This is a genomic window from Undibacterium sp. RTI2.2 (assembly GCF_035018705.1).
Lineage (GTDB): Bacteria > Pseudomonadota > Gammaproteobacteria > Burkholderiales > Burkholderiaceae_D > Undibacterium.
Genome location: NZ_JASJXN010000007.1, coordinates 121,438 through 142,625, shown reverse-complemented (window position 1 = coordinate 142,625; position 21,188 = coordinate 121,438). Strand labels below are relative to the sequence as shown.

The window sequence follows — 21,188 nt, the reverse complement described above, 5'->3', positions numbered from 1 at the left end:
GTGACACACTAGGGTGGAAACTTTTGGACGCTGTTTCCACCCCTAATCTGGTAAGTATTGCACGCTGTTTGACACCCCCTTGCCTTTGTTCTCTGTAATTGGTCGTTGTCATATTTGATATTACATATTCTTATCGGACTTAAGCAAAATCGTCCCGGTAAGGTGTAGCGTCGACGGCAGTACTTTAGTAGGGCGAGTCGCTGCAACGCAGTTGGGGCGGTTTTTGCGCAAGTCCTGTTCTAAAGTTGATTCATTTCTGACTACGCCATAAACAGATCATCGTCGCTAAATAAAGTGACTATTTTTTCATTTGAATCTACTACTTGCCGAGCAATCTGCCTGCCCAATGATTTTTATATTATTATCGTAATGAATAATCTATAGAAAGAAGCATCATGAAAGTCAGCAGAGAACAGGCCGAGAAAAATCGTGAACGGGTCGTTGATACTGCCGCCAAACTGTTTCGTGAGCATGGCTATAACGGTATTGGTGTAGCTGATCTGATGAAAGCTGCCGGGCTGACTAATGGCGCGTTTTATGGCAATTTCAACTCAAAAGAAGATTTGATGGTGGAAGCCTGTGCGCGGACTTTTGAGAATTCTGCCGGCTCATGGGCTAGGCTTGCAGCCAAACATCCTGATGCACCGTTCGAGGCAATCACGGCCTCTTATCTATCACCTAAGCATCGTGACAATCCGGGTGCTGGTTGCGCAGTGGTCGCTCTTGGCCCTGAGGTGGCACGACTTTCTTCGGGAGTGCGTGATGCATTGACTGACGGTGTGCGTCAGCAGCTTGATCAACTGACTGTACTGGCAGAAGCAGAGTCATCGCAAGAAAAGCGCGATGCGGTCTTAGTCGCATATGCCAGCATGGTGGGCGCGCTGATGCTGTCACGTGTGGTGAATGAGCCGGGTCTGTCCGATGAGTTTTTACGTGTTGTGCGCCAGGCGCTTAGCCAGTAGCAAGCTTGATATTGTGCAAATTGAGCATATTGAAAGCTACAAAAATGCTTTCAATATGCTCAATTAATTTACGCTGCTTTACGCTCAGTTACTTTAGAATCCCGCCGCTTAATCATCATCACCAACAGCGCGGCGAGTAAGCATGCTGCACCAGCCGTGTACAACGCCGGGTTGTAAGTCAGCATCAATGTTCTGACACGACCCGCGCCATAAGCCGCCACGGCGGCGCCAAGTTGATGTCCCGCAAATATCCAGCCGAACACCATGCCAGCGCGTTCTTTACCGAAAGTGGCGGTGGTCAATCTGACCGTCGGCGGTACCGTTGCGATCCAGTCCATGCCATAAAACATCGCAAACAAGGACAAGCCATACAGCGTGAATTCGGAGTAAGGCAACCAAAACAGGGATAAACCACGCAAGCCGTAATACCAGAACAGTAATTTACGGTTGTCATAGCGATCCGACAACCAGCCAGACAAGATGGTACCGACCAGATCAAAAGCACCCATCATGGCCAATACAGAGGCCGCAGGTACCGCCGCCAAACCAGAGTCACCACATAAAGAAATGAAATGGGTTTGGATCAAGCCATTCGTGCTGAGGCCGCAAATAAAAAAGGTGCCAAACAAGATCCAGAACACTCTCTGACTTGCCGCCTCACGCAAAATTGTAAACGGCATACTAAAACTGAATTTAACAGGCGCCACTGGCGGGATGGCAATCGCCGGATCAGCACCATAGGGTATAAGTCCTACTTCTGAAGGACGATTGCGCATGAAAAAGAAGGCAGCGATTGCTACTACAGCGCAACTAAATGAGACCGGTAACACCGCAATGCGCCAGCCCAGATGCTCGGTAAGCCATGCCGCCGCGGGCAAAAATACCAGTTGCCCGGTCGCCGAGCTTGCCGTCAAAAGACCAATCACCAGACCGCGATGGGTTTCAAACCAGCGATTAGATACGATCGCACTCAGCACCAAAGCGGTTAACCCCGATCCTATGCCTATCGTGATGCCCCACAAAGCAACCAGATGCCAAAACGCGGTCATGCGGGTTGATAAGATCAAGCCGGTTGCGATCAAGCTTAGTGCGGTCACCACAATATTACGCAGGCCAAACCGTTCCATCAGAATTGCTGCAAATGGTCCAATCAGACCGAACAAGGCAAAACGAACCGCGAGCGCTGAAGAAATCTGATCAACACTCCAGCCAAACTCTTTGCTCAATGGCTGCATCAGTGCACCGGGCAAGCCAAGCGCAGCCGAAGACGACAGCGCTGTCATAAAGGTAATGATGACGATGATCCAGGCGTAATGAAAACCACGCTTGTCCAGCCATTTAGAAAGTGCTTGGGAAAACATAGACATCCTTGTCAAATTTCAAATCACATGTGGAATGATCCGGCGCTATCAACAAATTAGCTTTGCATGTAGCTTACCAATTTACATCGAGCTTATCATTTCACATCGCACTTCCGGCAGCACATTCTTTCTCATCAGAAGGAACTTCCACTGCCAATATAAATTACAGTCGTAATTTATGCAATAGATGCCGATCATAATCTAAAAATATTTCGTTTGCTTGTAAATCAAAAGAAAGAAGTAAAGGAATCAGTCAGAATTCTCTGACCATTCGCCTTGACCAGGCCAGATGCATTGGGAAATTTGGCTCGAACGGGGAACCAAAATTGTTTAGTCTGCTGATCAATCTGGCAGAAATACCGCGTCGTTCAGGTGGCTAGATGAGCAGAAGCGAACAACAAATGCCGACCGTCTCAAGCATCTTGGCGGGCAATCCCTATTTGCTGATAATAGAGACATTTTCACAAGTGGTGGCGCCAGTGAAAGTGGGCAAAGGCCAACGACGATGTTGACCTAGAGGCGGGAAGGAGCATTGGTTCTGTTATCAAAATAAGATTTTCACTTCCCAGAACTGGCGGGCGATGAGTCCATGCGACCGACATATTTATCGGCGTTATCAGATCTGATTTGCGAGTTCTAAGTTTATTGACGCATAGGCTCACTGGCTAAAGCAGTATTGGGAGCTTGAGGATTGACCGGCGTAGTTTTGGCAGGCGCAGAAACCACTTTTAAAGGCGATATTGGATTTTGTGGTTTTAAACTACTTGATTGCAGATTGGTCAACCTGGCTTTGTGTTTTTCTGATGCCAGCCGCTCTTTATCTGCCTCACTTAACAGCTGATACTGCTTCCATTGTTCGGTCTTTTGCTGTGCTTTAAGAGCCACACTCCGTATGTAATTCTCGCGTGCGATCGTACGCTGCTCTGGTGTGAGCTTGACCCAAGCGCGCATGCGTTCTTGAACGCGAAATTTTTCTTCCGGCTTCATCCCCTCATACCGATTGGCGATTTCCACCCATTTTTTCTTTCTGATGTCATCAATGCCTTTCCACTCGTTCACTAAAGGTGTAAGCGCCTCTTTTTGTTTGGGCGAAAGCGCAGACCAGTCAGGTTGTGTATGCACCGGCAGGCTGACGGGCACAGTTGGTTTAGCCGGATTGATAACGGGAGCTGGATTAAGCTTGTCGTCTGCATGTGCCAGCAATATCGATAAGCACAATCCCATCAAAGCCACTAGCAAGAGGCTGCGCAGATGATGCAATGACATAGGATCTCCTTGAACTAGACCGATTGGTTAATCACTATCGAACTATCGACGATTGAACCATCAAAATATTGATGGTTCAATCGTAATTTTCTTCTAAAAAATTATGCTCTGTGAAGAACTTAAAACAAAGTAAGGTTCAAAACTTTTAAGCATGTAAATAATGTTTACATCGTAAATGGTAACGGCAACAACTCGAAACCCTCATCCAGAATATCAATACTGTTCAGCAAACCCTGCAAACCATTATTCAAGTCATCAAGACAAGGATCATCTAGCTGCAAGAGCGCTTCGGGTAGCAAGCCTCTGGCAGGTTTTGGAGCCGCCATTAACAAGCCAGTTCCCGATTCTGTCAAATTCACCACAACGGCTCTTTGATCATTTGGATCGCGCGTTTTAACGATATAACCACGCTTATCTAATCCATCTAACAAATTGCTGGTAGTGGTTTGATGTATGGCCAATCTTTTCGCCAATTCACCAACGCGTAGACCTGTCGATTCATGTAACTCTTGAATAATCCATAACTGTGCGCCGTTTACACCACATTGTTTTTCTATCCAAAGCGAATGCTGCTGTGCTGCACGAATAACAATTCTAAGCTTTTTTAAAATTTCCAGCCTTAGGTTGGCGCTAACTGCCACCTCCGGTTTATGTTTAGCTTTGTCTTTCGCCATGACCTTTTTTATATCTATTGCCGTGTTTTTCACGATGTCTTTTTTTTGTCTAATTTTTTTTGTCATTGCAAATCTCCAGCGATTAAAGTGTACCATATCTACATTTGTGCAAATATAATTTGACGAAACTTATTCTGTTATTTTTGAGAAAAATATCGCTCTTATATTTCACTGCCAACCCAAAGGCGTCACAGGTTCTATTATGCAATTTCCTCGCCTCAGAGTGCGCTATCCGGTGCTCTCTTCCAGCCTCATTTTTAGAATTGTGGATATCTGGCATCGCGGTGCCGCCTGGATTTTAGGTCCTTTGCTGGTAGGGACGATGGCTGTCGGCTTAGCATTTGGTGGTGAGCAGGCCAGTAAGTTAAATAATTGGGTACTGACAGCTGCGCCTTATTCTCCATTAATTTTTATGCCTCTAGGTTTTGCGCTGCTGGCATACCTGAGCAGGCGTTTTTTCCCGGGATCGCAGGGGAGCGGTATACCGCAAACGGTTGCCGCTATTAATACGCTCGATACCGCTAAAAATAGCAAGCTACTGTCATTGCGTATCGCTATCGGAAAAATATTGCTCACTTTGGGCGGGTTGACGATAGGTGCGTCTATCGGGCGCGAGGGTCCCACCGTACAAATCGGCGCTTCCATCATGCATATGTTTTATGGACGCGGCCCTTTTCAAAATGCTGAAGCCCGCCGGACGCTGATTTTAGCGGGTGGTGCTGCGGGGATTGCGGCAGCGTTTAATACCCCGCTGGCTGGCATTATGTTTGCCATTGAAGAATTGAGTAAACGGCATGCGTTTAGTGCGAACAGCTCTACTTTGATTACCGTGATCGTCTCCGGCCTGATCTCATTGTCTTTGCTGGGTAATTACACCTACTTTGGATCTACCGGAGCTGAACTTGATTGGCGCTCCGGTGTTTGGGCGATTTTGGTATGCGGAATGATCGGCGGTGGCGCTGGTGGTCTGTTCAGTCAATTATTGATATCTGTATCGTCACGATTGCCGCCACGACTGGCGAATCTGCTCAGAAACCGGGCGCTGTTATTTGCCGCTGTTTGTGGCTTAATCGTTGCCCTGATCGGTATTTACACGAACGGCTTGGTGTTTGGCACAGGCTACCAATCTACCCGCTTAACGTTGGAAGACAGCGGTACATTGCCTTGGTATTTTGGTATATCAAAATTGATTGCCACCTTGCTCTCATCCGTTTGCGGCATTAGCGGTGGCATCTTCGCGCCCTCACTTGCGGTTGGTGCGGGTATTGGCGATAACATCGCGACACTATTTCCCAATTTGGCAACCCATGGCGCGATCGTATTATTGGTGATGGCGGCCTACTTATCTGGTGTGACTCGCGCACCGGTGACCTCATTCATTATCATGATGGAAATGACGGATAGTCACCAAATGTTAGTGCCATTGATGTCAGCATCCGTGATTGCCAGCGCAATCTCCAAATTCATCTGCCCGACGCCGCTCTATCACAAACTGGCGGAGCGCTTTTTACCGCTGCCAGCACGATTTTTTAAACATGAATAAGGCGTTGCTGAAGCGAGTTCACTCAGGCTACGTAGTACTACTAAAATAGTCAAAATAGTTTTGGGCGGACCTTGAAGACTCTTGCTTTTTTGCTCTGACGACATAGAACCAGGAGTAAATATATGTTTTGCCAAAGCGCAACACTTAGGAATAAGCTTAGCGCAATACCCACACAACTTACGCTAAACTACATCATCACTTTTGCCGAGTCATTGCCTTGAAGATTAGATGTATTCCTGTCACTGCCATCCTGATGTATGCCTTTGGGATGTCGCCTCTATTTGCCGCGGATAATCCAGTGATGCGTTTGGCCAGCCTGGAGTGGGCGCCGTATGTAGGCTCACGTTTACATCAAGAAGGCTTGACCGCAGGCATTGTTAAAGTCGCGGCACGTCAAATCGGCATGGACACCAAAATTAGTTATTCTCCCTGGAGTCGTACCGTTTACGCAGGATTAAATGATCCTAATTACGCGGGTTATTTTCCGGCGTTTTATTTAAAAGAGCGCGAAAAAACTTGCTACTTTTCTGGTGTGTTAGGGCATAGCGTGGTGGGTTTTGCGTATCTCAAAGAGCGACCATTCCAATGGACTAAGCTCAATGATTTACGCGGTATTAAAATCGGTATTGTGCAAGATTACGCTAATGGAGAAGAGTTTGATGCCATGGTCAAACAGCGGGTGCTGGATACCGATGCAGCACCCTCCGATGTCAGCAATCTGCGCAAATTGCTAGCGCATAGAGTCGATGTGATCGTGATTGATAAGTATGTCTTGCATCAGCTGCTGGCGTCGGAACCGAGCTTGCAGGCAGATAAAAACCGGATCGAATATTATCCTCATGAGTTAGCAAAATTTTCTATGCACATCTGTTTTCAGCGCAACGAGCGAGGGCTGGCAATTCAAAAAGCCTTCAATGCTGCCCTGGACAAAATTGATACACAAAAATTAGAAGACAAGTATTTTCAGCAATTAGATGCCGAACTAAAGTAAGTTCGCTTTAGGGAGATCAATTTTCAGTATTGTTCAGCATGGCTCACACTACCAGCGGTAAATCCAAAGAAAAAGTCGAACCCTCTCCCGGCTTGCTCTTTACGCTAAGTTGCCCTTGCAAAATCGAGGTGACGATGTTGTAACAAATATTTAATCCCAAACCGCTACCCCCTTGCCCTAGCTTGGTCGTAAAAAATGGATCAAAAATCCTCTTCAAATTCTCTTCCGCAATGCCGACACCATCATCAGAGAAATGAATCATCACACGCTGAGTATCAGGCTGCGATACCTTCAAGCGCATGGTGCCAGGTTTGCCATGATCAAAGCCATGCAAAATAGAATTCTCGATTAAATTAGTTATGACTTGCCCTAGCGAACCCGGATAACTATCCATCCGAATCATCAAAGGTATATCTGACAATATAGTGTGGCCAGCATGTCCAATGCGGATATTTAAGGTCGAAATAATGTCGTGTAATACCTGATGTAATTCAAACGGGCGACGTTGCTCTGAGGTGCGGTCAACAGCGACTTGTTTAAAGCTGCTGACCAAAGTAGCCGCACTACTTAAACCGCGCATCATAATCTCTGAGGAAGTTCTGGCATCTTCACAAAACGCAATCAGATCGGATCGGCGCAAATTTTGCTGATGGAGCTTGCTAAGCAGATTCGTGGTGTTGTCCTGCAAAGTGCTGGCGACTAGCAGGCAATTACCAATCGGTGTATTTAATTCATGTGCCACACCGGCTACTAAGGCACCTAAGGCAGCTAATTTTTCTTGCGCGACTAAATGCTCTTGCGTTTGCGTCAGACGTCGGTACGCATCCGCATTGGCAAGCGCAATCGCCCCATACGAACAAAGTGTGCGAAAAATCATGCGCTCTCTTTCGCCGTACGCATATTGTCTGGAGGACTGTATGGTTATCACGCCAAGCACCTTATCAGCACTCATCAAGGGGGCAAATAGAGTACTCAGTACTGGTTCTGTGCCGGGGAGTAAGCCCGGATTTTCTTCATCCGGCGAAATCTCTACAAGAATCTCCCTGCGTTCTCTGACGCAGCGAGCGGAATGAGAAATCTCACTCGACATCAACACCGTGTCGTGCGCGATCGGCTCGCCATTTTCTACACCAAAGGCGGACGTCATGCTTTGCTGATCTGCGTCCATGATGTATATCACAAACGCAGTGACATGCAGCAAGCCATGGACGTGACGGTTCAGTGCCTGGAAGACCGCATTAGCATCTAAGCTGCCGGTAATTTCCTGACCGACCATACCCAGACGCTCCAAGATCACGCTGGATTGTTGCAGTACTCTGGCGCGTTCTACTTCTGCGTCTGCCAACTGTCGCAGATGCTCGCTTTCGGCTCGCATACGTTCAGTCTGATGGCTAAGCTGCATAGCAGTCGCACGGTTAGTGGCTTCTTGATTATGAATTTTTTCACGTGCAGCGATGGCTAATCTGCCAAGTCCAAACGCATCCTCATAATTACCAACTTCTGCCTGGGCATCCGCCACTTCCTCTAGCAGTTCGCCAGAAATAGTGTAGCCATTGATATTGCTGGCAATATCCAATGCACGTTTTAAATAATATAGCGCTGCGCTAGCCTCTTGCATGTCGGCTGGTGGCGGTAAGTGATGCCGCATATGAATCGCCGCCAGCACCCGCAAGACGTCTATCCGGCGATAACTGTCCTGGCTATGTCGCGCTAGCAAGAGCGCCTGTTCGGCAATCGCCAACGCATCGGCAGGCTGACCCAGCATCGACAAGGCATGCGCTTGGCCACGCCGTGCACCGATTCTAAAATCAAACTGATCACGGACATCGGCTTTTTCTTGAAGCAAGCGAAAACCTTGCAATGCCTGCTGGTAATCACCCAAATCCAGCAACAAATCACTCTGGTAACGTAGCGCCATCATATACACGCGCGACTCTGACATTGGCGCCAGAATCGTGATGGTATCGTTCAATAATCCCCTAGCTGCTTCTAAACGCCCCAGACGGCGCATGGTTTCTGCCAATTGCATTTGGCAACTACCAACGCTGCCCGGCCAGTTGGTGGGCATTGCAAGATCATGCCCAATTTGCATCCATTGTAATGCGGCTTGATGATCATTCAGGCTATTAAACGCATCGCCGATATTGGTCGTTAAAATTACCGCACGACGGATTTGGCCTGTTTGTAAAGCGTGTTCATACGCTTGAATACCGTAGGTAATCGCTTGTCCAAAATCGCTGGATAAAGCCGCAGTGATGCTAAAAAAATCATAGATACAGCCAGCAATATTAGGACTCGCATTCTGCATATCTGCCCTAAACCTTTCTCCCCAGCGCTCTTGCGCAAGCGTCAAATTGCTTAAAGCAGTTTGATTAGCAAGAAAAGACTGCACCATAATCTCGCGCTCGGCATCATTTGCAGCTAACGCGGCAATCGTCGCGAACTCCAGCTCTGAGGCTAATAAGGCTCTGTCGCCGCGCGCCAGCGCAATCGCGGCGAGCAGGTAATGCGCATCACAACAACCTTTTTTACCATTGCCGCTATCAATCGCTAAAAAAACATGTAAAGCGTCCGCGGCTAGTTGTTCTGCTTCTGTGAACTTGGCCATCAGCCATTTTGCCTCGGCTCTCACCAGCAGCAAGCGTGCTCGCAAACTGGCTAATTCACGGCTATCGATATCACCCCTTAAAAATCTGGCGGTAAGCGTCTCGGCCTGATCTGCCAGCTGCAAAGAATAGTTAGTATCGCGCTGACGAAATTGCCATGCCAGTGCCACCAACATGACCAAGCGTTGGCTGCCATACAGAAGTGGGAGCTGCTGCTCCCAATGAGCAACATCCTCATTGGGAACAAACATATCCATGGCGACATAACTATACAAATTAGCAACCTAGAAATTGGAGATAAACAATATGGGACAAAATGATTTGAGTACTAAACTTTTTCTGCATCACCACTTAATAGTTCAGCGATTGGCTAGTTTTGCTCAAGCCGGATAGTGAAGAACTGAGCGATGAACCGGGTGCGCGACTAAACGCTGAACCGAATGAGTGATGATGTTAAAAAATGCGCCTCCGTTTTAACAAAAAATCGAACGCGCAGTCTCAGCTTACATCTAAATATAAATATACTCCCCTTTAAATCTATTCAATTATGCTTTTCCTCTTTATTTTACATGGAAAATTAAAATATACTCTATAGGAGTATATTTTCCATACATAGTATTTTATGATTTAGTACCCGGCGCCGTGTTCAACTTATTACTTAATTAAACACTCGCTTAAAACTCAGTTATTTAGCCGCAGGCAATACGGTCACGGTGATGGTTTTACTCATCTCCGGTCCATAAGACTGGTGTGCACCGTTGCCAAATTGCAGAGTCAAGGTGTGTTTGCCTGGAGGCAGAGTCAGTTCGGTTTCGGTCTGACCCTTGCCATAGTGGATATGCGTCGCGTCCATAGGGACAGAGGTACCGGCAGGGATAGCGCCGCCGTCGATGATCAAATGATGATGGCCGGTTTTGGCGGTCATATCACCCAACGGAGCGATTTTCATGCCCTCCAGGCCAAATTTGACTTTAAACGGCGAGGTAACTTCGGCGTTATCTAATGGTGCTTCAAAAAAAGTCCGCTCAGCAGCATAGGCGGATGAGAACGATAACAAACCGGCCAGCAATAATGGGAGCGAGGTCAGTTTGGATAATGAAAAGGATGTATTGAATAGTGACATAGTAAAAATCTCCTGAATGTTTTGACAACAAAGGGTATGAAAAAGCTTGGCGGCAGCTAACTGACCATTTGCAATAATTAAGGCAAAACCAAAACCGAATCAGAGCTAAATCAAAGCAAATCCCAAGCTTCGCATGCAAACTATTTTGCGCTCATTTCTAAAAAATTTCTGGCTCCGCCGATAATTGTTCCAAGTCTGAGCTAGTCAACGTGTATCCTTGCGCAAATCACGACACTATTAAGCCCAAGCTATTATGAACAAATCCGAAGCCATACAAATCGCCAATGACTCGCTACAAGTCAAGCTGCTCAATGACAGCAATACCCAGTTCTCGCAAGTGGTGCGCTATGTCGCCGATGAAGGTTGGTGGTTAAACATTCCTTTGGCGAATTTCAAAAAAGAATGTCATTTTTTGATCTGCAATGAGAAAGCCAAAATCATCCGTCACCTGACGATCAAGCCCAACAATATCCTTAGTCCGGCGACTAAATTCCGCGTCAAAGATGGCGTGGCGGATATTTTTATTTCTGCCGCCAATGCTAAAAAACTGATTGATGTTTTACAAGGTGGGACTAAATATAGTTTTCATAAACATCTGGTGGATGAATACCGTTATTAACAGCGTTCATTCATACGACTAAAAATTCCTGATCACCCTTTACCATCGGTCTGATCAGGCGCAAGCGGTTGCAGCGCCGAGAGTTGATTTTTTGCAGCAATCCATTGCGACATGTATTGGGTACTTTTATGGTGATGATGGCGCAACATGCTGCCCACAAAATTGGCCTGCCGTCCCGCTGCCCGCTGCTGATAAGCCTCTTGCAAGCGATCTAACAAAGCTGCTGCGATGACGTCACGATCAAAACGTAGTTGCAAAATCCGGTCGCCATTTGCTTGCGCCTGCTGCCATAAGGCTGGATCCCGATACAGCGCCACGGCGGCATTAGCAAACGAGACTGCATCATCTGCCTGTGCGCCGCCCCAAGGCAAATCACCCTGCATACCTTCGCACCCAATCGCGGTCGTCACGTTTGGCGTGCCACATGCCATCGCATCTGCCAGTTTGCCTTTGATCCCCGCACCAAACCGCAAAGGCGCCAGGCAGACACGCGCCTGCAACATGGCCTGATGTGCGTCCGCCACCCAGCCCACCACATGAAAACCTTGCTTAGGATGATGCAAGGCTGTGGCTTTAGGTGGCGGGTACGAGCCAGCTACATGCAATTGTGCATCGGGTAATTGCGCACGGATTTTTGGCCACAAAGCATGTTTTAGCCATAACACTGCATCCCAGTTGGGCGCATGGCGAAAATTACCGATACTGAAAAAATGTGCGCGCTGTTCAAATGTTGGCCGTGCCTGATGCGCTGCAGATGAGGGCATCAGCATCAAGGCGCAGTGATGCAATAACATGGCGGGAACGCCAAACTGCTGTTGCAGCAAATTGACCTCCGCATCGGAGATCATCAAGGTCAGATCGCAGCGATAAATCGCGGCAATTTCGCGCTGGGCGACTCCTTGATGTCCATGCGTTCCGCCCATTTCTTCACGCAATGCCTCCGGCGAGGCTAATACAGGACCAGCCTGGTAACGCTCGGCCTCATTGCGGCAATGATGCTGGGTCGCTTTTAACAACTGATGCCGGGCATCCCGTAGACTATGCAGATCGGTCGTGTCCAATACGCGCAGAGCATCGGGGCACATCGCCTCCACTCGCCAGCCGAACTGTTCTTCCGTAAAAAACCGGTCAAACAACACCATATCCGGCTGATAAGCAGCGATAAAGCTATCAAAAGTAGCGCAGTTGAGCGCGATACTTTTTTCCGCCACGCCCAACGCCGCCAAATCAGCACGGTGCTCGGATAAAGCGGCAGCAGAGGCAAATAACACCTCCCAATTCTGGGCGCGAAACAGCGTAATCAACTCCATCATCCGGCTACCGGCAGCAGAGGAGCAAGGTTCCGGCCAGACATAGCCGAGGATCAGAATTTTATTCATTTTATAAAGCTAATAATGTAAAAATTAGGGGAGTATTTTTAGTTGTCCAAGTAAATATTGGACAATAGGCGGTTTTTAACTCATACACCTATCTAGTATATAAAAATACAACTTGCAGGACTTACGCAAAACCGCGGGCGCCTTGCAAGCCTCCTGTGTGCAATACCAAGACCCGGCGACCGCCTCGCCACTCACCTGACTGTGCCATTTGCATCAGCGCGTAAAATACTTTTCCGGTGTAAACCGGTTCAATATCGATGCCAGTTTCTTGCGAAAATTCGCTACAAAACTGGCGCAGCGCTGGCGGTGCTTTGCCGTAGCCGCCTTGATGGTAACCGGTAAGTAATTGGTAATTGGCGTGGGCCGGATAGCTTGCCTGTTGCAGCAGACGAGAGATATCGGCATGCAGGTAGTCGGCACTCTTCAAAACCGCAATACCCACAGCCTGACTGCGTCCGCGCAACCCTGCCAATACGCCCGCCAGGGTTGCGCCTGTACCGCAGGCGAGTACGATGCTGTCTGGGATGAATCTGGTCTGGTCAATGGCCTCGTCCACCAGTTCTGCTACGCCATGCAAAGCTGCCGCGCTACTGCCGCCTTCTGGCAGCCAGACATAATCTGCCCCAGCAAAACATGGCGCTGGCACATGCTGACGCCAGCGATCGTCTGGCTGGCGCAACTGGCGATATTCCTCTCTCGTCACGCAGACGATGTGCATACCCAGTTGGCGACAATCATCCAGCGTTGCCGACTGCACTTCTGGGGCGCCACGGACTAAACCAATCGTACGCCAGCCCAACAACGCAGCGGCGTGGGCAGTCGCATGCAGATGGTTTGACCAAGGGCCACCCATCGTTACCAGGCAAGGCGAACGCCCCGCTAAAGCTTGTAGCGGATACTTCAATTTACGGAATTTATTGCCTGAGACTTGCTGATGTAGCAAATCATCGCGCTTTATCCACACCTCCAGATCGGCGAAGAAGCGGCTTTCCAGTCGCTGACAGGGCGAGGCCGGAAAATTAAAAAGAGGCAAAGCAGACATAGAAAATTACTGACAGAAAATATCAAAATGGTAGAGTAAGGCTATTATCGTCTGACTCATGTAATCAAATACATCATCAAACCAAATTAGATGTAAAGATCAGGAATGCCAATGGCTATTGACAACCCCAACGACCGCAATGCCCAACTTAAATTGTCCCAGGCGATCCACAGCCTGAAAACCGGTGCCGAAACAGAAGATGTTTTGCCCGTGCTGGAAACCGTTTTGTCGCATCTGGAGCGCATGACCCGGCACGACCCGTTGACGGGGGCCTTAAAACGCTCAGCCCTGGTTGACCGGTTAAATGACGAGCTGGCGAGATCGCATCGTACCGGCCACACTTTTACGGTGGCGCTAATCAAGCTGGATAATTTTCAAGCAATCATGGACAAACAAGGTCGTAGTGTCGCCGTCCAGGTATTGCGAAAATTAACCGATGAGGCGCAATTACTATTGCGTACGCTGGATTCTTTCGGTCGCACCAATGCAGATGAATTTGCGATCGTCATGCCAACCACCTGGATAGACCAAAGCGTTAAAGCGATTACCCGCCTAAAAAAAACCTATGCTGCGGTTGACTGGAACAGCATTGCGCCTGATCTCAACATCACGTTTTGCACAGGGCTTACGACCAATGCACAAGGCGACAGCGCCGAAGTAATGTTAGAACGGGCACGTCAGGCCTTGGTGTTAGCACAGGCAAAAGGGGTGGATAGTTTGAGTCAGATCGAGCCAGGATTGCCGGACTTTGATCCTGACAAATTGTAGCAGCCGCACATCCCGATTTTGATTCCGCACTATTCAACAACACGATGCTGTAACGGTTTTGGCACATGGGAACTTGTAGTTGTTCAGCTTGTCCATTCAGCCTGCCTAAACTGTTCTCAAAACCCACAATAAAGAAAAGACTATGAGCAAATTACCATTGGTATCGCTTTTGATGAGGCGCGCTGTGATAGGCGCTGTTGTGACTATCGGCACTGCGCATATCAGCAGCTATGCAACTACCGCCAACCTCAGTAGTTACGCATCAAATACAAACGAACAAGCGCCTGGTGACGCCGATAACAGAGCTGACAATAAGGCCGAGCAGACCAAAGCAGAACAGCTAAAGCAGCGTAGCGATTACATCCGGAAAAACTACAGCAAATTTGAATATCGCATCCCTATGCGTGACGGCAAACACTTGTTTACTGCGGTATATATTCCCAACGATGCCAGCAGCAGCAAGCGCTATCCCATGTTGATGCAACGTACGCCGTATTCAGTTGCGCCATATGGCAGTGAGAATTATAAAAAAGCCCTGGGCTCCACAGCAGAATATGAAAAAGAAGGTTTTATTTTTGTGTTCCAGGACGTGCGTGGCAGCACGATGTCAGAAGGTGACTATGTCAATATGCGGCCACAAATAGAGAATAAGACCAAGACCGATTTTGATGAGAGTACCGACACGTATGACAGCATTGACTGGCTGATCAAACACATCCCCAACAACAATGGCAAGGTCGGTCAATGGGGTATTTCTTACCCGGGTTTTTATACCTCGGCAGGCGCGATTGATTCGCACCCGGCCTTAAAAGCAGTATCACCGCAAGCACCGATTGCAGACTGGTTTCGTGGCGATGATATGCATCGTAATGGCGCTTTCAACTTACAGATGGCATTTGGATTTTTTAGTGGTTTTGGCAAACCACGCCCTGTGCCGACCGATCTGAATAAGTCCAGACCATTCTCTTATGGCACGCCAGACGGCTACCAGTTTTTTATCGACTTAGGTGCGTTGTCCAACGCTAATCCTAAATATTTTAAAAATGAAATCCCGTATTGGAATGAGATTATTCAACATCCTAATTACGACGCCTACTGGCAAAGCCGTAATTTGTTACCGCATTTAAAAAATATTAAAGCTGCGGTACTGACGGTCGGTGGCTGGTATGACACCGAGGATTTATATGGTCCTTTGCAAACCTATAAAGCTATCGAAAAGCAAAATCGCGGCATCAGTAATAGCATCGTGATCGGTCCATGGACACATGGCGGCTGGACCCGCGGTGATGGCGATAAAATAGGTGACGCTAACTTTGGTTTTAAGACCGCGCTGAGTTATCAGCCCGTTGAATTTGCGTTTTTTAAATACCATTTAAAGGGTGGCGACAAGCCTAATTTGTCCGAGGCATGGATGTTTGAAACCGGTGCCAACCGCTGGCGCAGCTTTGACGCATGGCCACCTAAGAATACTGAGAGCAAATCGCTGTATTTCCAAGCCAACGGCAAGCTTAGTTTTAAAGCACCTGCTGACGAGGCGATGTCTGCTTCTAGCTCTACATCAACTTCAAACGCCAGCACCAGCACTAACACCAAGTTTGATGAGTACGTCAGTGATCCCGCCAAACCAGTGCCTTACACCACTGAGATTTCTACTAATTGGAGCAATCAATATGTGGCGGCGGATCAGCGTTTTGCCTCCCGTCGCCCAGACGTGGTGACGTATCAGACTGATGTGCTGGAACGTGATGTCACGATTGCCGGACCATTGACGGCAGATTTGTTTGTCAGTACCACCGGTACCGATGCTGATTTTGTGGTCAAGCTGATTGATGTCAATCCCGCCGAGATGCCGACAACAGAAGGCGATATCAATCGTGGCGGGCAACAAACTCTGGTGCGGGGCGAACCATTCCGGGCGCGTTTCCGAGATAGTTTTTCCAGTCCCAAGCCGTTTGTGCCAAATGAGGTCACTAAAGTAAAATTTGGTATTAATGATGTGCTACATACTTTCCAGCGTGGTCATCGCATCATGGTGCAAGTGCAGTCAAGCTGGTTTCCGTTTGTAGATCGTAATCCGCAGACGTATGTACCGAATATTTTTGAAGCGAAAGATAGTGACTTTATCAAAGCGACCCATAAGATTTATCATACAAAAGTAGAAGCCAGCGCCTTGCAGGTGCAGATATTGCCTGCGATGGATGAGTAGTTATTAACCGCGCTAGGACTGATGTGATTATTGATATCGACTTAGGCTGGGTGATTTATAAATAGATAAAGCGTCTTTTTTAGGTTGAAACAGGTTTTTTTGTGAATAAAATCTCACTTTGTTGTGGGATTTTTATTTACACCTTGCAACGGTAGTTTTTTTAACCAAGTCCCGCTATGATGGGCAAAAATAAGTTCACATTTTTGATGGGCTTAATAAAATCTTATTTAATTTACTCTACTTACTTAGCTCAATACTGTTTCGTGACCCAACAGCAAAAAAAATTAAGCCAGTCACTGCGAGTCAGTATTGACGATCTGCGTTTAGGGATGTTTATCTCTGAGTTGGATCGGCCTTGGGTCAATTCACCTTTCATGTTGCAAGGTTTTTTGCTCACAGAAATGCTGGATTTAACGACACTGCAATCACTGGTACGTGAGGTCGTGATCGATCCCAGACGCAGTAGTCCCTCATCTTTATTACATTTGCCTTGGGATAGTCTGCATGAGTTGGCGGCACAATCCGACGCTACCAAATTAATTGCAGGTGATAAGGCCGCTGTAAGCAATAGTGCGGGTAAATCAAATACAAAAGCAAACGACGGATCAGATAGCAAAAATGACCTTTCTGAATCTCCTGGAATGTTGGAGTCTCTGTGGGGATGGTTGGATGGGATATTCAAACGTCCTGATAAATCTATCAGCGTAAGAGGTGGCTCTAAAAAACGGTCGGGCAGCAGTAAGCAACCGAAGCCATACTACTTACGCTATGCCTCCAAAGAGCGTAGTAATTCACAAAAATCAGCTGGTAAAAATACCTCAAACGGACGGGCTGATCGGACTAGCAAATTAACCCCAAGTTCAACTCCTCAGTTTACTCAGTTAATCGCTAATTTATATCCGCGTGACGTCGTCTTTGCTCCGCTGAGCTGGCTTGAACGCTGGCAAAACTGGCGTTTGCAGCAACAGCAGAATAAAACCCATGAGCGCGGTAAAAATTTTCGTAAATTAGCCGCGCGCAAACGCAAACGCGATTATTTGCCAAGCTCAATTCCGCTGGTTGTGTATCAAAGTGAAATACCGATTCAGGAGGAACTTAGTTATGCTCGTTCTGGCATCAGGCAAGCTGACGATGTATTAAAAAAATTATCCTCCGATATCCAAAACGATCACAGCATTGCATTAGAAGAGATTCAGCCTACGGTGCAGTTATTGAGCGAAAGCGTGATCGCTAATCCATCTGCATTGATGTGGCTGGTGCGCATGCATGCAGAAGATACCAGCACCTACACGCACAGTTTAAAAGTCGCTATCTATATGATGACGCTGGGTCGTCATTTAGGGTTTTCTCGCCAGCAGTTAACCGAGCTAGGTTTGATCGGCTTGTTGCTTGATATCGGCAAGCTGGAATTACCCGATACTCTGCTGAAAAAACCAGACAAATTATCTGACGATGAAAACATATTAATGCGTACTCACGTTGCCGCCAGTATTGATATTCTTGTCAGCAAAGAACCGCTAACACCTAACGTCATGCTAGGGATCAGCGAGCATCATGAACGTCTGGATGGCAGCGGTTATCCATATGGTTTGTCCGGTGGCGGGATCAGTATTTTTGGGCGCATGGCCGCGATTGCGGACAGTTTTGCTGCAATGACTTCTGCACGTCCTTACGACATTACCCGTTCGGCTTTTGATGCAATGAAAGAATTATTCAAACAGGCGGGAGTGCAATTGCATGCACCGTTGGTTGAGGAGTTTGTTCAGGCTGTGGGGATTTTTCCGGTCGGCAGCATGATAGAACTATCGACAGGTGAGGTCGGGATTGTGCTAGAACATAATAAAATTCGCAGACTAGAGCCAAAAGTGTTGCTACTAACCGCCGCTGATAAAAGTTTGTTGGCAAAACCAAACTTACTTGATTTGATGTTACAAGAATATACGGAAGAAAATGAGAGAATGAAGATCTTGCGCGGTTTGCCAGACGGTGCGTATGGTCTGGCTTGCAGAGATTTTTATCAGGGGTGAGACGAAGAACGTCATAAGATAGTCGTCGTCTTAACATGAGTTTAAAGGTCGTAGATGGGCAGCATATTGACAGTTCATCAGTAGTTTGCCCCCCAATTTTTAGAGTACATCCATGTTGCCGCCAGCTGTTACACCACCAGTCTCATCTCAACCGCAGTCTCCATCTTCATCGGAGTTGCTGTCGGTCGGTGCCTTCTTCTCAGAATTGCAAACGGTGATCGCTTCCGCTAGCGAGACTTCGTCGGTCGCTGTCTTAGTCATGTCGCTACAGCGTTCAGAGCGGATTGCTGCGCTGCTATTGGATGAATACGCCGATGAGGTAAAGCGCCAATTTCTGGTTCGTGTACATCCAGTTTTACGTAGCAAAGATAAATTCGTCTTCGTCAATGAAAACGAATGCTGGTTTATTCTGCCGCAACTCTCATCCGAAGCGCTCGCCATCCTTGCGGTGCATCGTTTGTTAAGTGAGCTTAGTACCCCATTGCGGGTCAATGAGCACACCGTATTTTTGATGCCCAGCATTGGTATCGCCTGTGCACCCATGCACACGCTCTCTGCACTGGCTTTATTGCGCACCGCAGACAATGCACAAAAACATGCGCACGCGGCCAATCTCAAATTTTTGATGGCGGCGACGGAAGATAATAATGATGTCATCGCTGCCGACTTGCCTAAAATACTAGGCGAAGTGTTGAACGCTAACAGCTTGATGGTGGTGTACCAGCCCAAGGTCGATTTGGTCACTCGCCGCATGGTGTCTATTGAGGCCTTAGTGCGTTGGCCTTACGATCATCCCCGCAGTGTTCCTACTAATATTTTGATTGATGCGGCAGAGCGCAGCGGCATGATAGAAGCACTGACCTTGCAGGTATTAAATACGGTCATGCGTGAATACTGCAATTGGAAAGCCGCCGGCCATGAGATTTTAATCTGGGTGAATTTATCCACGCGTCTGCTAGAGCTGGAGCAGTTGCCACAAATTTTGCAGCGCGTATTAAGTGTCTGGGATGTGCCTGCTTCTGCGATTGGTTTAGAGATTACCGAGAGCGCATTTATTCATGACATTGAACACAGCACCGACCTGCTGTTTGAGCTGAAAAAACTCGGTTTCCATTTGTCGATAGATGACTTTGGCACGGGCTATTCGTCGCTCGCGTATTTGCGCCGTTTCCCCATTGATGAGTTAAAAATTGATCGCATGTTTGTGCATGGTATGAACAATTCTATACAAGACAAACAAATCGTACAAAGCATCATTGACCTGGCGCATAACTTTGGTCTGCCCGTGGTTGCTGAGGGAGTAGAGACACCAGAAACGTTGGCTGAACTAGAGGCGCTGGGCTGCGATCAGGTGCAAGGATATTTCTTCGCCAAGCCTATGCCAGCTGAACAGCTATTGTCCTGGCAGGACCATTTTCATCGCTCTAAAGAAAAGTAAAACTAAAAAGTAATTCCGCTTGTAGGCGATCGGTTTTGTCTATGGTTTTGCCGTCGATCACAGCGTCATTTTAAAAACGAACTAAAATATACTCCTGGTATGTATTTTTTAATCGTCCATAAGATTACTGGACAATACGGATATTTCGTAATAAATAATGGGGAGTATATTTAAATCACGCTAGTTCTTCATCCAGATTAAACGTATTTTCCGGACTACTTCATGAGTACATTTAGTACATTCAACACCCTGAACAATTCTGCAAAACCCATGCGTATCGGCTTGATCGCCAACCGCAGCCATCAAGACGCCGCTGATTCCGCTTTGGTGCAATTATTGCGCGGCGCAAGGTCCGCGCTACACCAACTCCAGCCAGAAATGATTGTCGTTGGCCGCACCTTGGATGCCATCCTGACGCATGGTCTGATTGACTCTTGCCCACAATACGAACGCTTTCCCTACGGACGTGAAGGCGGTTTGATGAAGCTGGTATCGCGCGTGGTTGATCGTGATCCGGCACGTACGGTGGACGCTGTCATTTATCTGATTGATCCGGTCGATCCATCCTCTATTTTTCCGGAAGCATTGGCGCTAAAACGTCAATGCGTCATCCACGGCAAACCTTTTTTAGCGACCCTAGCCGCCGCCAGAGAATGGCTGGAGTTAGAAGCCTGTGCTGCCGGCAAACCGATTGATACCTCGCTTAATGCCAGTTTTAAGTTTGACGGCGAAGGGATCGCTCTGATCGCCCATGACGCGATGAAAAACCGTATGCTCACTTTGGCCGAAAAACACTTCGCCCTGTTAGACCAGTTTAGCTATCGTTATGCCACCGGCACTACAGGCGGCTTACTGAATCAATTAGCGCAAAAAATCAAAGGCAAAGAAGCGGGTGAAAACTGGGTCAAACCCTTTTTATCCGGCCCATTGGGTGGCGATGCACAAATCGCCGAACTGGTTTTAGATAAACAAATCCGGCGTATTTTATTTTTAGAAGATCCTCACGTCGCCCGTCAGCACGAAGCTGATATCCAATTGCTAGAACGAGCCGCCCGTACCGTCACCGATTTCGCCAGCGTCATCAGCGATGTTGATGGCAGCGACCGTTGGCTGAGTTTGCTAACAAAGCGCACCATTCATCCTCAAAGCTGACCACTCATCCCAAATCGCTGGAGTAGGTGCA

At 47.6% G+C, this 21,188-nt stretch carries 17 protein-coding genes; 9 read left to right on the top strand and 8 right to left on the bottom strand.

Annotated features, from left to right (window positions below):
* The first annotated feature begins 395 nt into the window (after window positions 1-395).
* Complete coding sequence (locus tag QN395_RS06065) at window positions 396-962, top strand: TetR/AcrR family transcriptional regulator (protein ID WP_322120794.1); 567 nt, start codon at window positions 396-398, stop codon at window positions 960-962.
* Window positions 963-1,030: 68 nt separating this feature from the next.
* Here the strand turns inward: QN395_RS06065 and QN395_RS06060 are convergent, their stop codons facing one another.
* From QN395_RS06060 to QN395_RS06050, 3 genes are all read right to left on the bottom strand, one after another.
* Entirely contained in the window at window positions 1,031-2,323 is a 1,293-nt protein-coding gene (locus QN395_RS06060; protein WP_322120793.1) for an MFS transporter, read from the bottom strand.
* A 642-nt stretch (window positions 2,324-2,965) separates the two neighbouring features.
* On the bottom strand, window positions 2,966-3,589 hold the full coding sequence (locus tag QN395_RS06055; protein ID WP_322120792.1) for a DUF3106 domain-containing protein: 624 nt from the start codon (window positions 3,587-3,589) through the stop codon (window positions 2,966-2,968).
* Between the two features lie 164 nt (window positions 3,590-3,753).
* Entirely contained in the window at window positions 3,754-4,329 is a 576-nt protein-coding gene (locus QN395_RS06050; protein ID WP_322120791.1) for a MarR family winged helix-turn-helix transcriptional regulator, read from the bottom strand.
* 136 nt (window positions 4,330-4,465) lie between these two features.
* Here QN395_RS06050 and QN395_RS06045 point away from each other — a divergent pair, with 136 nt between their 5' ends.
* On the top strand, window positions 4,466-5,806 hold the full coding sequence (locus tag QN395_RS06045; RefSeq protein ID WP_322120790.1) for a chloride channel protein: 1,341 nt from the start codon (window positions 4,466-4,468) through the stop codon (window positions 5,804-5,806).
* A gap of 217 nt (window positions 5,807-6,023) precedes the next feature.
* The gene (locus QN395_RS06040) at window positions 6,024-6,797 is read left to right on the top strand and encodes a transporter substrate-binding domain-containing protein (protein WP_323491703.1); all 774 of its coding nucleotides are present in this window, start codon (window positions 6,024-6,026) and stop codon (window positions 6,795-6,797) included.
* Window positions 6,798-6,840: 43 nt separating this feature from the next.
* On the opposite strand, the gene QN395_RS21600 is transcribed toward QN395_RS06040, so the two are convergent.
* From QN395_RS21600 to QN395_RS06030, 3 genes are all read right to left on the bottom strand, one after another.
* Complete coding sequence (locus QN395_RS21600) at window positions 6,841-8,073, bottom strand: sensor histidine kinase (RefSeq protein ID WP_369124392.1); 1,233 nt, start codon at window positions 8,071-8,073, stop codon at window positions 6,841-6,843.
* Between the two features lie 248 nt (window positions 8,074-8,321).
* On the bottom strand, window positions 8,322-8,378 hold the full coding sequence (locus QN395_RS21595) for a hypothetical protein (RefSeq protein WP_369124351.1): 57 nt from the start codon (window positions 8,376-8,378) through the stop codon (window positions 8,322-8,324).
* Window positions 8,379-10,088: 1,710 nt separating this feature from the next.
* On the bottom strand, window positions 10,089-10,526 hold the full coding sequence (locus QN395_RS06030; RefSeq protein ID WP_322120786.1) for a DUF4399 domain-containing protein: 438 nt from the start codon (window positions 10,524-10,526) through the stop codon (window positions 10,089-10,091).
* A gap of 253 nt (window positions 10,527-10,779) precedes the next feature.
* On the opposite strand from QN395_RS06030, the gene QN395_RS06025 reads away from it, so the two are divergent.
* Window positions 10,780-11,145, top strand: coding sequence for a hypothetical protein (locus QN395_RS06025; protein WP_322120785.1), 366 nt, complete (start codon window positions 10,780-10,782; stop codon window positions 11,143-11,145).
* Window positions 11,146-11,177: 32 nt separating this feature from the next.
* Here QN395_RS06025 and QN395_RS06020 read toward each other — a convergent pair whose 3' ends face one another.
* Both QN395_RS06020 and QN395_RS06015 read right to left on the bottom strand, forming a co-directional pair.
* Window positions 11,178-12,524: a glycosyltransferase family 4 protein gene (locus QN395_RS06020; RefSeq protein ID WP_323491705.1), complete on the bottom strand. Its 1,347-nt coding sequence runs from the start codon at window positions 12,522-12,524 to the stop codon at window positions 11,178-11,180.
* 121 nt (window positions 12,525-12,645) lie between these two features.
* On the bottom strand, window positions 12,646-13,566 hold the full coding sequence (locus QN395_RS06015) for a 1-aminocyclopropane-1-carboxylate deaminase/D-cysteine desulfhydrase (protein ID WP_322120783.1): 921 nt from the start codon (window positions 13,564-13,566) through the stop codon (window positions 12,646-12,648).
* Between the two features lie 111 nt (window positions 13,567-13,677).
* Here QN395_RS06015 and QN395_RS06010 point away from each other — a divergent pair, with 111 nt between their 5' ends.
* From QN395_RS06010 to QN395_RS05990, 5 genes are all read left to right on the top strand, one after another.
* Entirely contained in the window at window positions 13,678-14,334 is a 657-nt protein-coding gene (locus QN395_RS06010) for a GGDEF domain-containing protein (protein WP_322120782.1), read from the top strand.
* Window positions 14,335-14,476: 142 nt separating this feature from the next.
* Window positions 14,477-16,540, top strand: coding sequence for a CocE/NonD family hydrolase (locus tag QN395_RS06005; protein ID WP_323491706.1), 2,064 nt, complete (start codon window positions 14,477-14,479; stop codon window positions 16,538-16,540).
* A gap of 263 nt (window positions 16,541-16,803) precedes the next feature.
* Window positions 16,804-18,567, top strand: coding sequence for an HD-GYP domain-containing protein (locus tag QN395_RS06000; RefSeq protein ID WP_323491707.1), 1,764 nt, complete (start codon window positions 16,804-16,806; stop codon window positions 18,565-18,567).
* A 112-nt stretch (window positions 18,568-18,679) separates the two neighbouring features.
* Entirely contained in the window at window positions 18,680-20,005 is a 1,326-nt protein-coding gene (locus QN395_RS05995; RefSeq protein WP_323491708.1) for a GGDEF domain-containing phosphodiesterase, read from the top strand.
* Between the two features lie 222 nt (window positions 20,006-20,227).
* Window positions 20,228-21,157 carry a methylglyoxal synthase gene (locus QN395_RS05990; protein WP_416352042.1) on the top strand — a complete coding sequence of 310 codons (930 nt, stop codon included), beginning with the start codon at window positions 20,228-20,230 and terminating at the stop codon, window positions 21,155-21,157.
* Window positions 21,158-21,188 lie beyond the last annotated feature (31 nt).

Bases quoted from the DNA above. Each gene is read 5' to 3' on its own strand.
- QN395_RS21600 (WP_369124392.1), bottom strand. From the start codon at position 8,073: ATGGTCGGTCAGGAAATTACCGGCAGCTTAGATGCTAATGCGGTCTTC.
- QN395_RS06050 (WP_322120791.1), bottom strand. From the start codon at position 4,329: ATGACAAAAAAAATTAGACAAAAAAAAGACATCGTGAAAAACACGGCA.
- QN395_RS06060 (WP_322120793.1), bottom strand. From the start codon at position 2,323: ATGTTTTCCCAAGCACTTTCTAAATGGCTGGACAAGCGTGGTTTTCAT.
- QN395_RS05990 (WP_416352042.1), top strand. From the start codon at position 20,228: ATGAGTACATTTAGTACATTCAACACCCTGAACAATTCTGCAAAACCC.
- QN395_RS06055 (WP_322120792.1), bottom strand. From the start codon at position 3,589: ATGTCATTGCATCATCTGCGCAGCCTCTTGCTAGTGGCTTTGATGGGA.
- QN395_RS06065 (WP_322120794.1), top strand. From the start codon at position 396: ATGAAAGTCAGCAGAGAACAGGCCGAGAAAAATCGTGAACGGGTCGTT.
- QN395_RS06005 (WP_323491706.1), top strand. From the start codon at position 14,477: ATGAGCAAATTACCATTGGTATCGCTTTTGATGAGGCGCGCTGTGATA.
- QN395_RS06025 (WP_322120785.1), top strand. From the start codon at position 10,780: ATGAACAAATCCGAAGCCATACAAATCGCCAATGACTCGCTACAAGTC.
- QN395_RS06030 (WP_322120786.1), bottom strand. From the start codon at position 10,526: ATGTCACTATTCAATACATCCTTTTCATTATCCAAACTGACCTCGCTC.
- QN395_RS06015 (WP_322120783.1), bottom strand. From the start codon at position 13,566: ATGTCTGCTTTGCCTCTTTTTAATTTTCCGGCCTCGCCCTGTCAGCGA.
- QN395_RS06020 (WP_323491705.1), bottom strand. From the start codon at position 12,524: ATGAATAAAATTCTGATCCTCGGCTATGTCTGGCCGGAACCTTGCTCC.
- QN395_RS05995 (WP_323491708.1), top strand. From the start codon at position 18,680: ATGTTGCCGCCAGCTGTTACACCACCAGTCTCATCTCAACCGCAGTCT.
- QN395_RS06045 (WP_322120790.1), top strand. From the start codon at position 4,466: ATGCAATTTCCTCGCCTCAGAGTGCGCTATCCGGTGCTCTCTTCCAGC.
- QN395_RS06010 (WP_322120782.1), top strand. From the start codon at position 13,678: ATGGCTATTGACAACCCCAACGACCGCAATGCCCAACTTAAATTGTCC.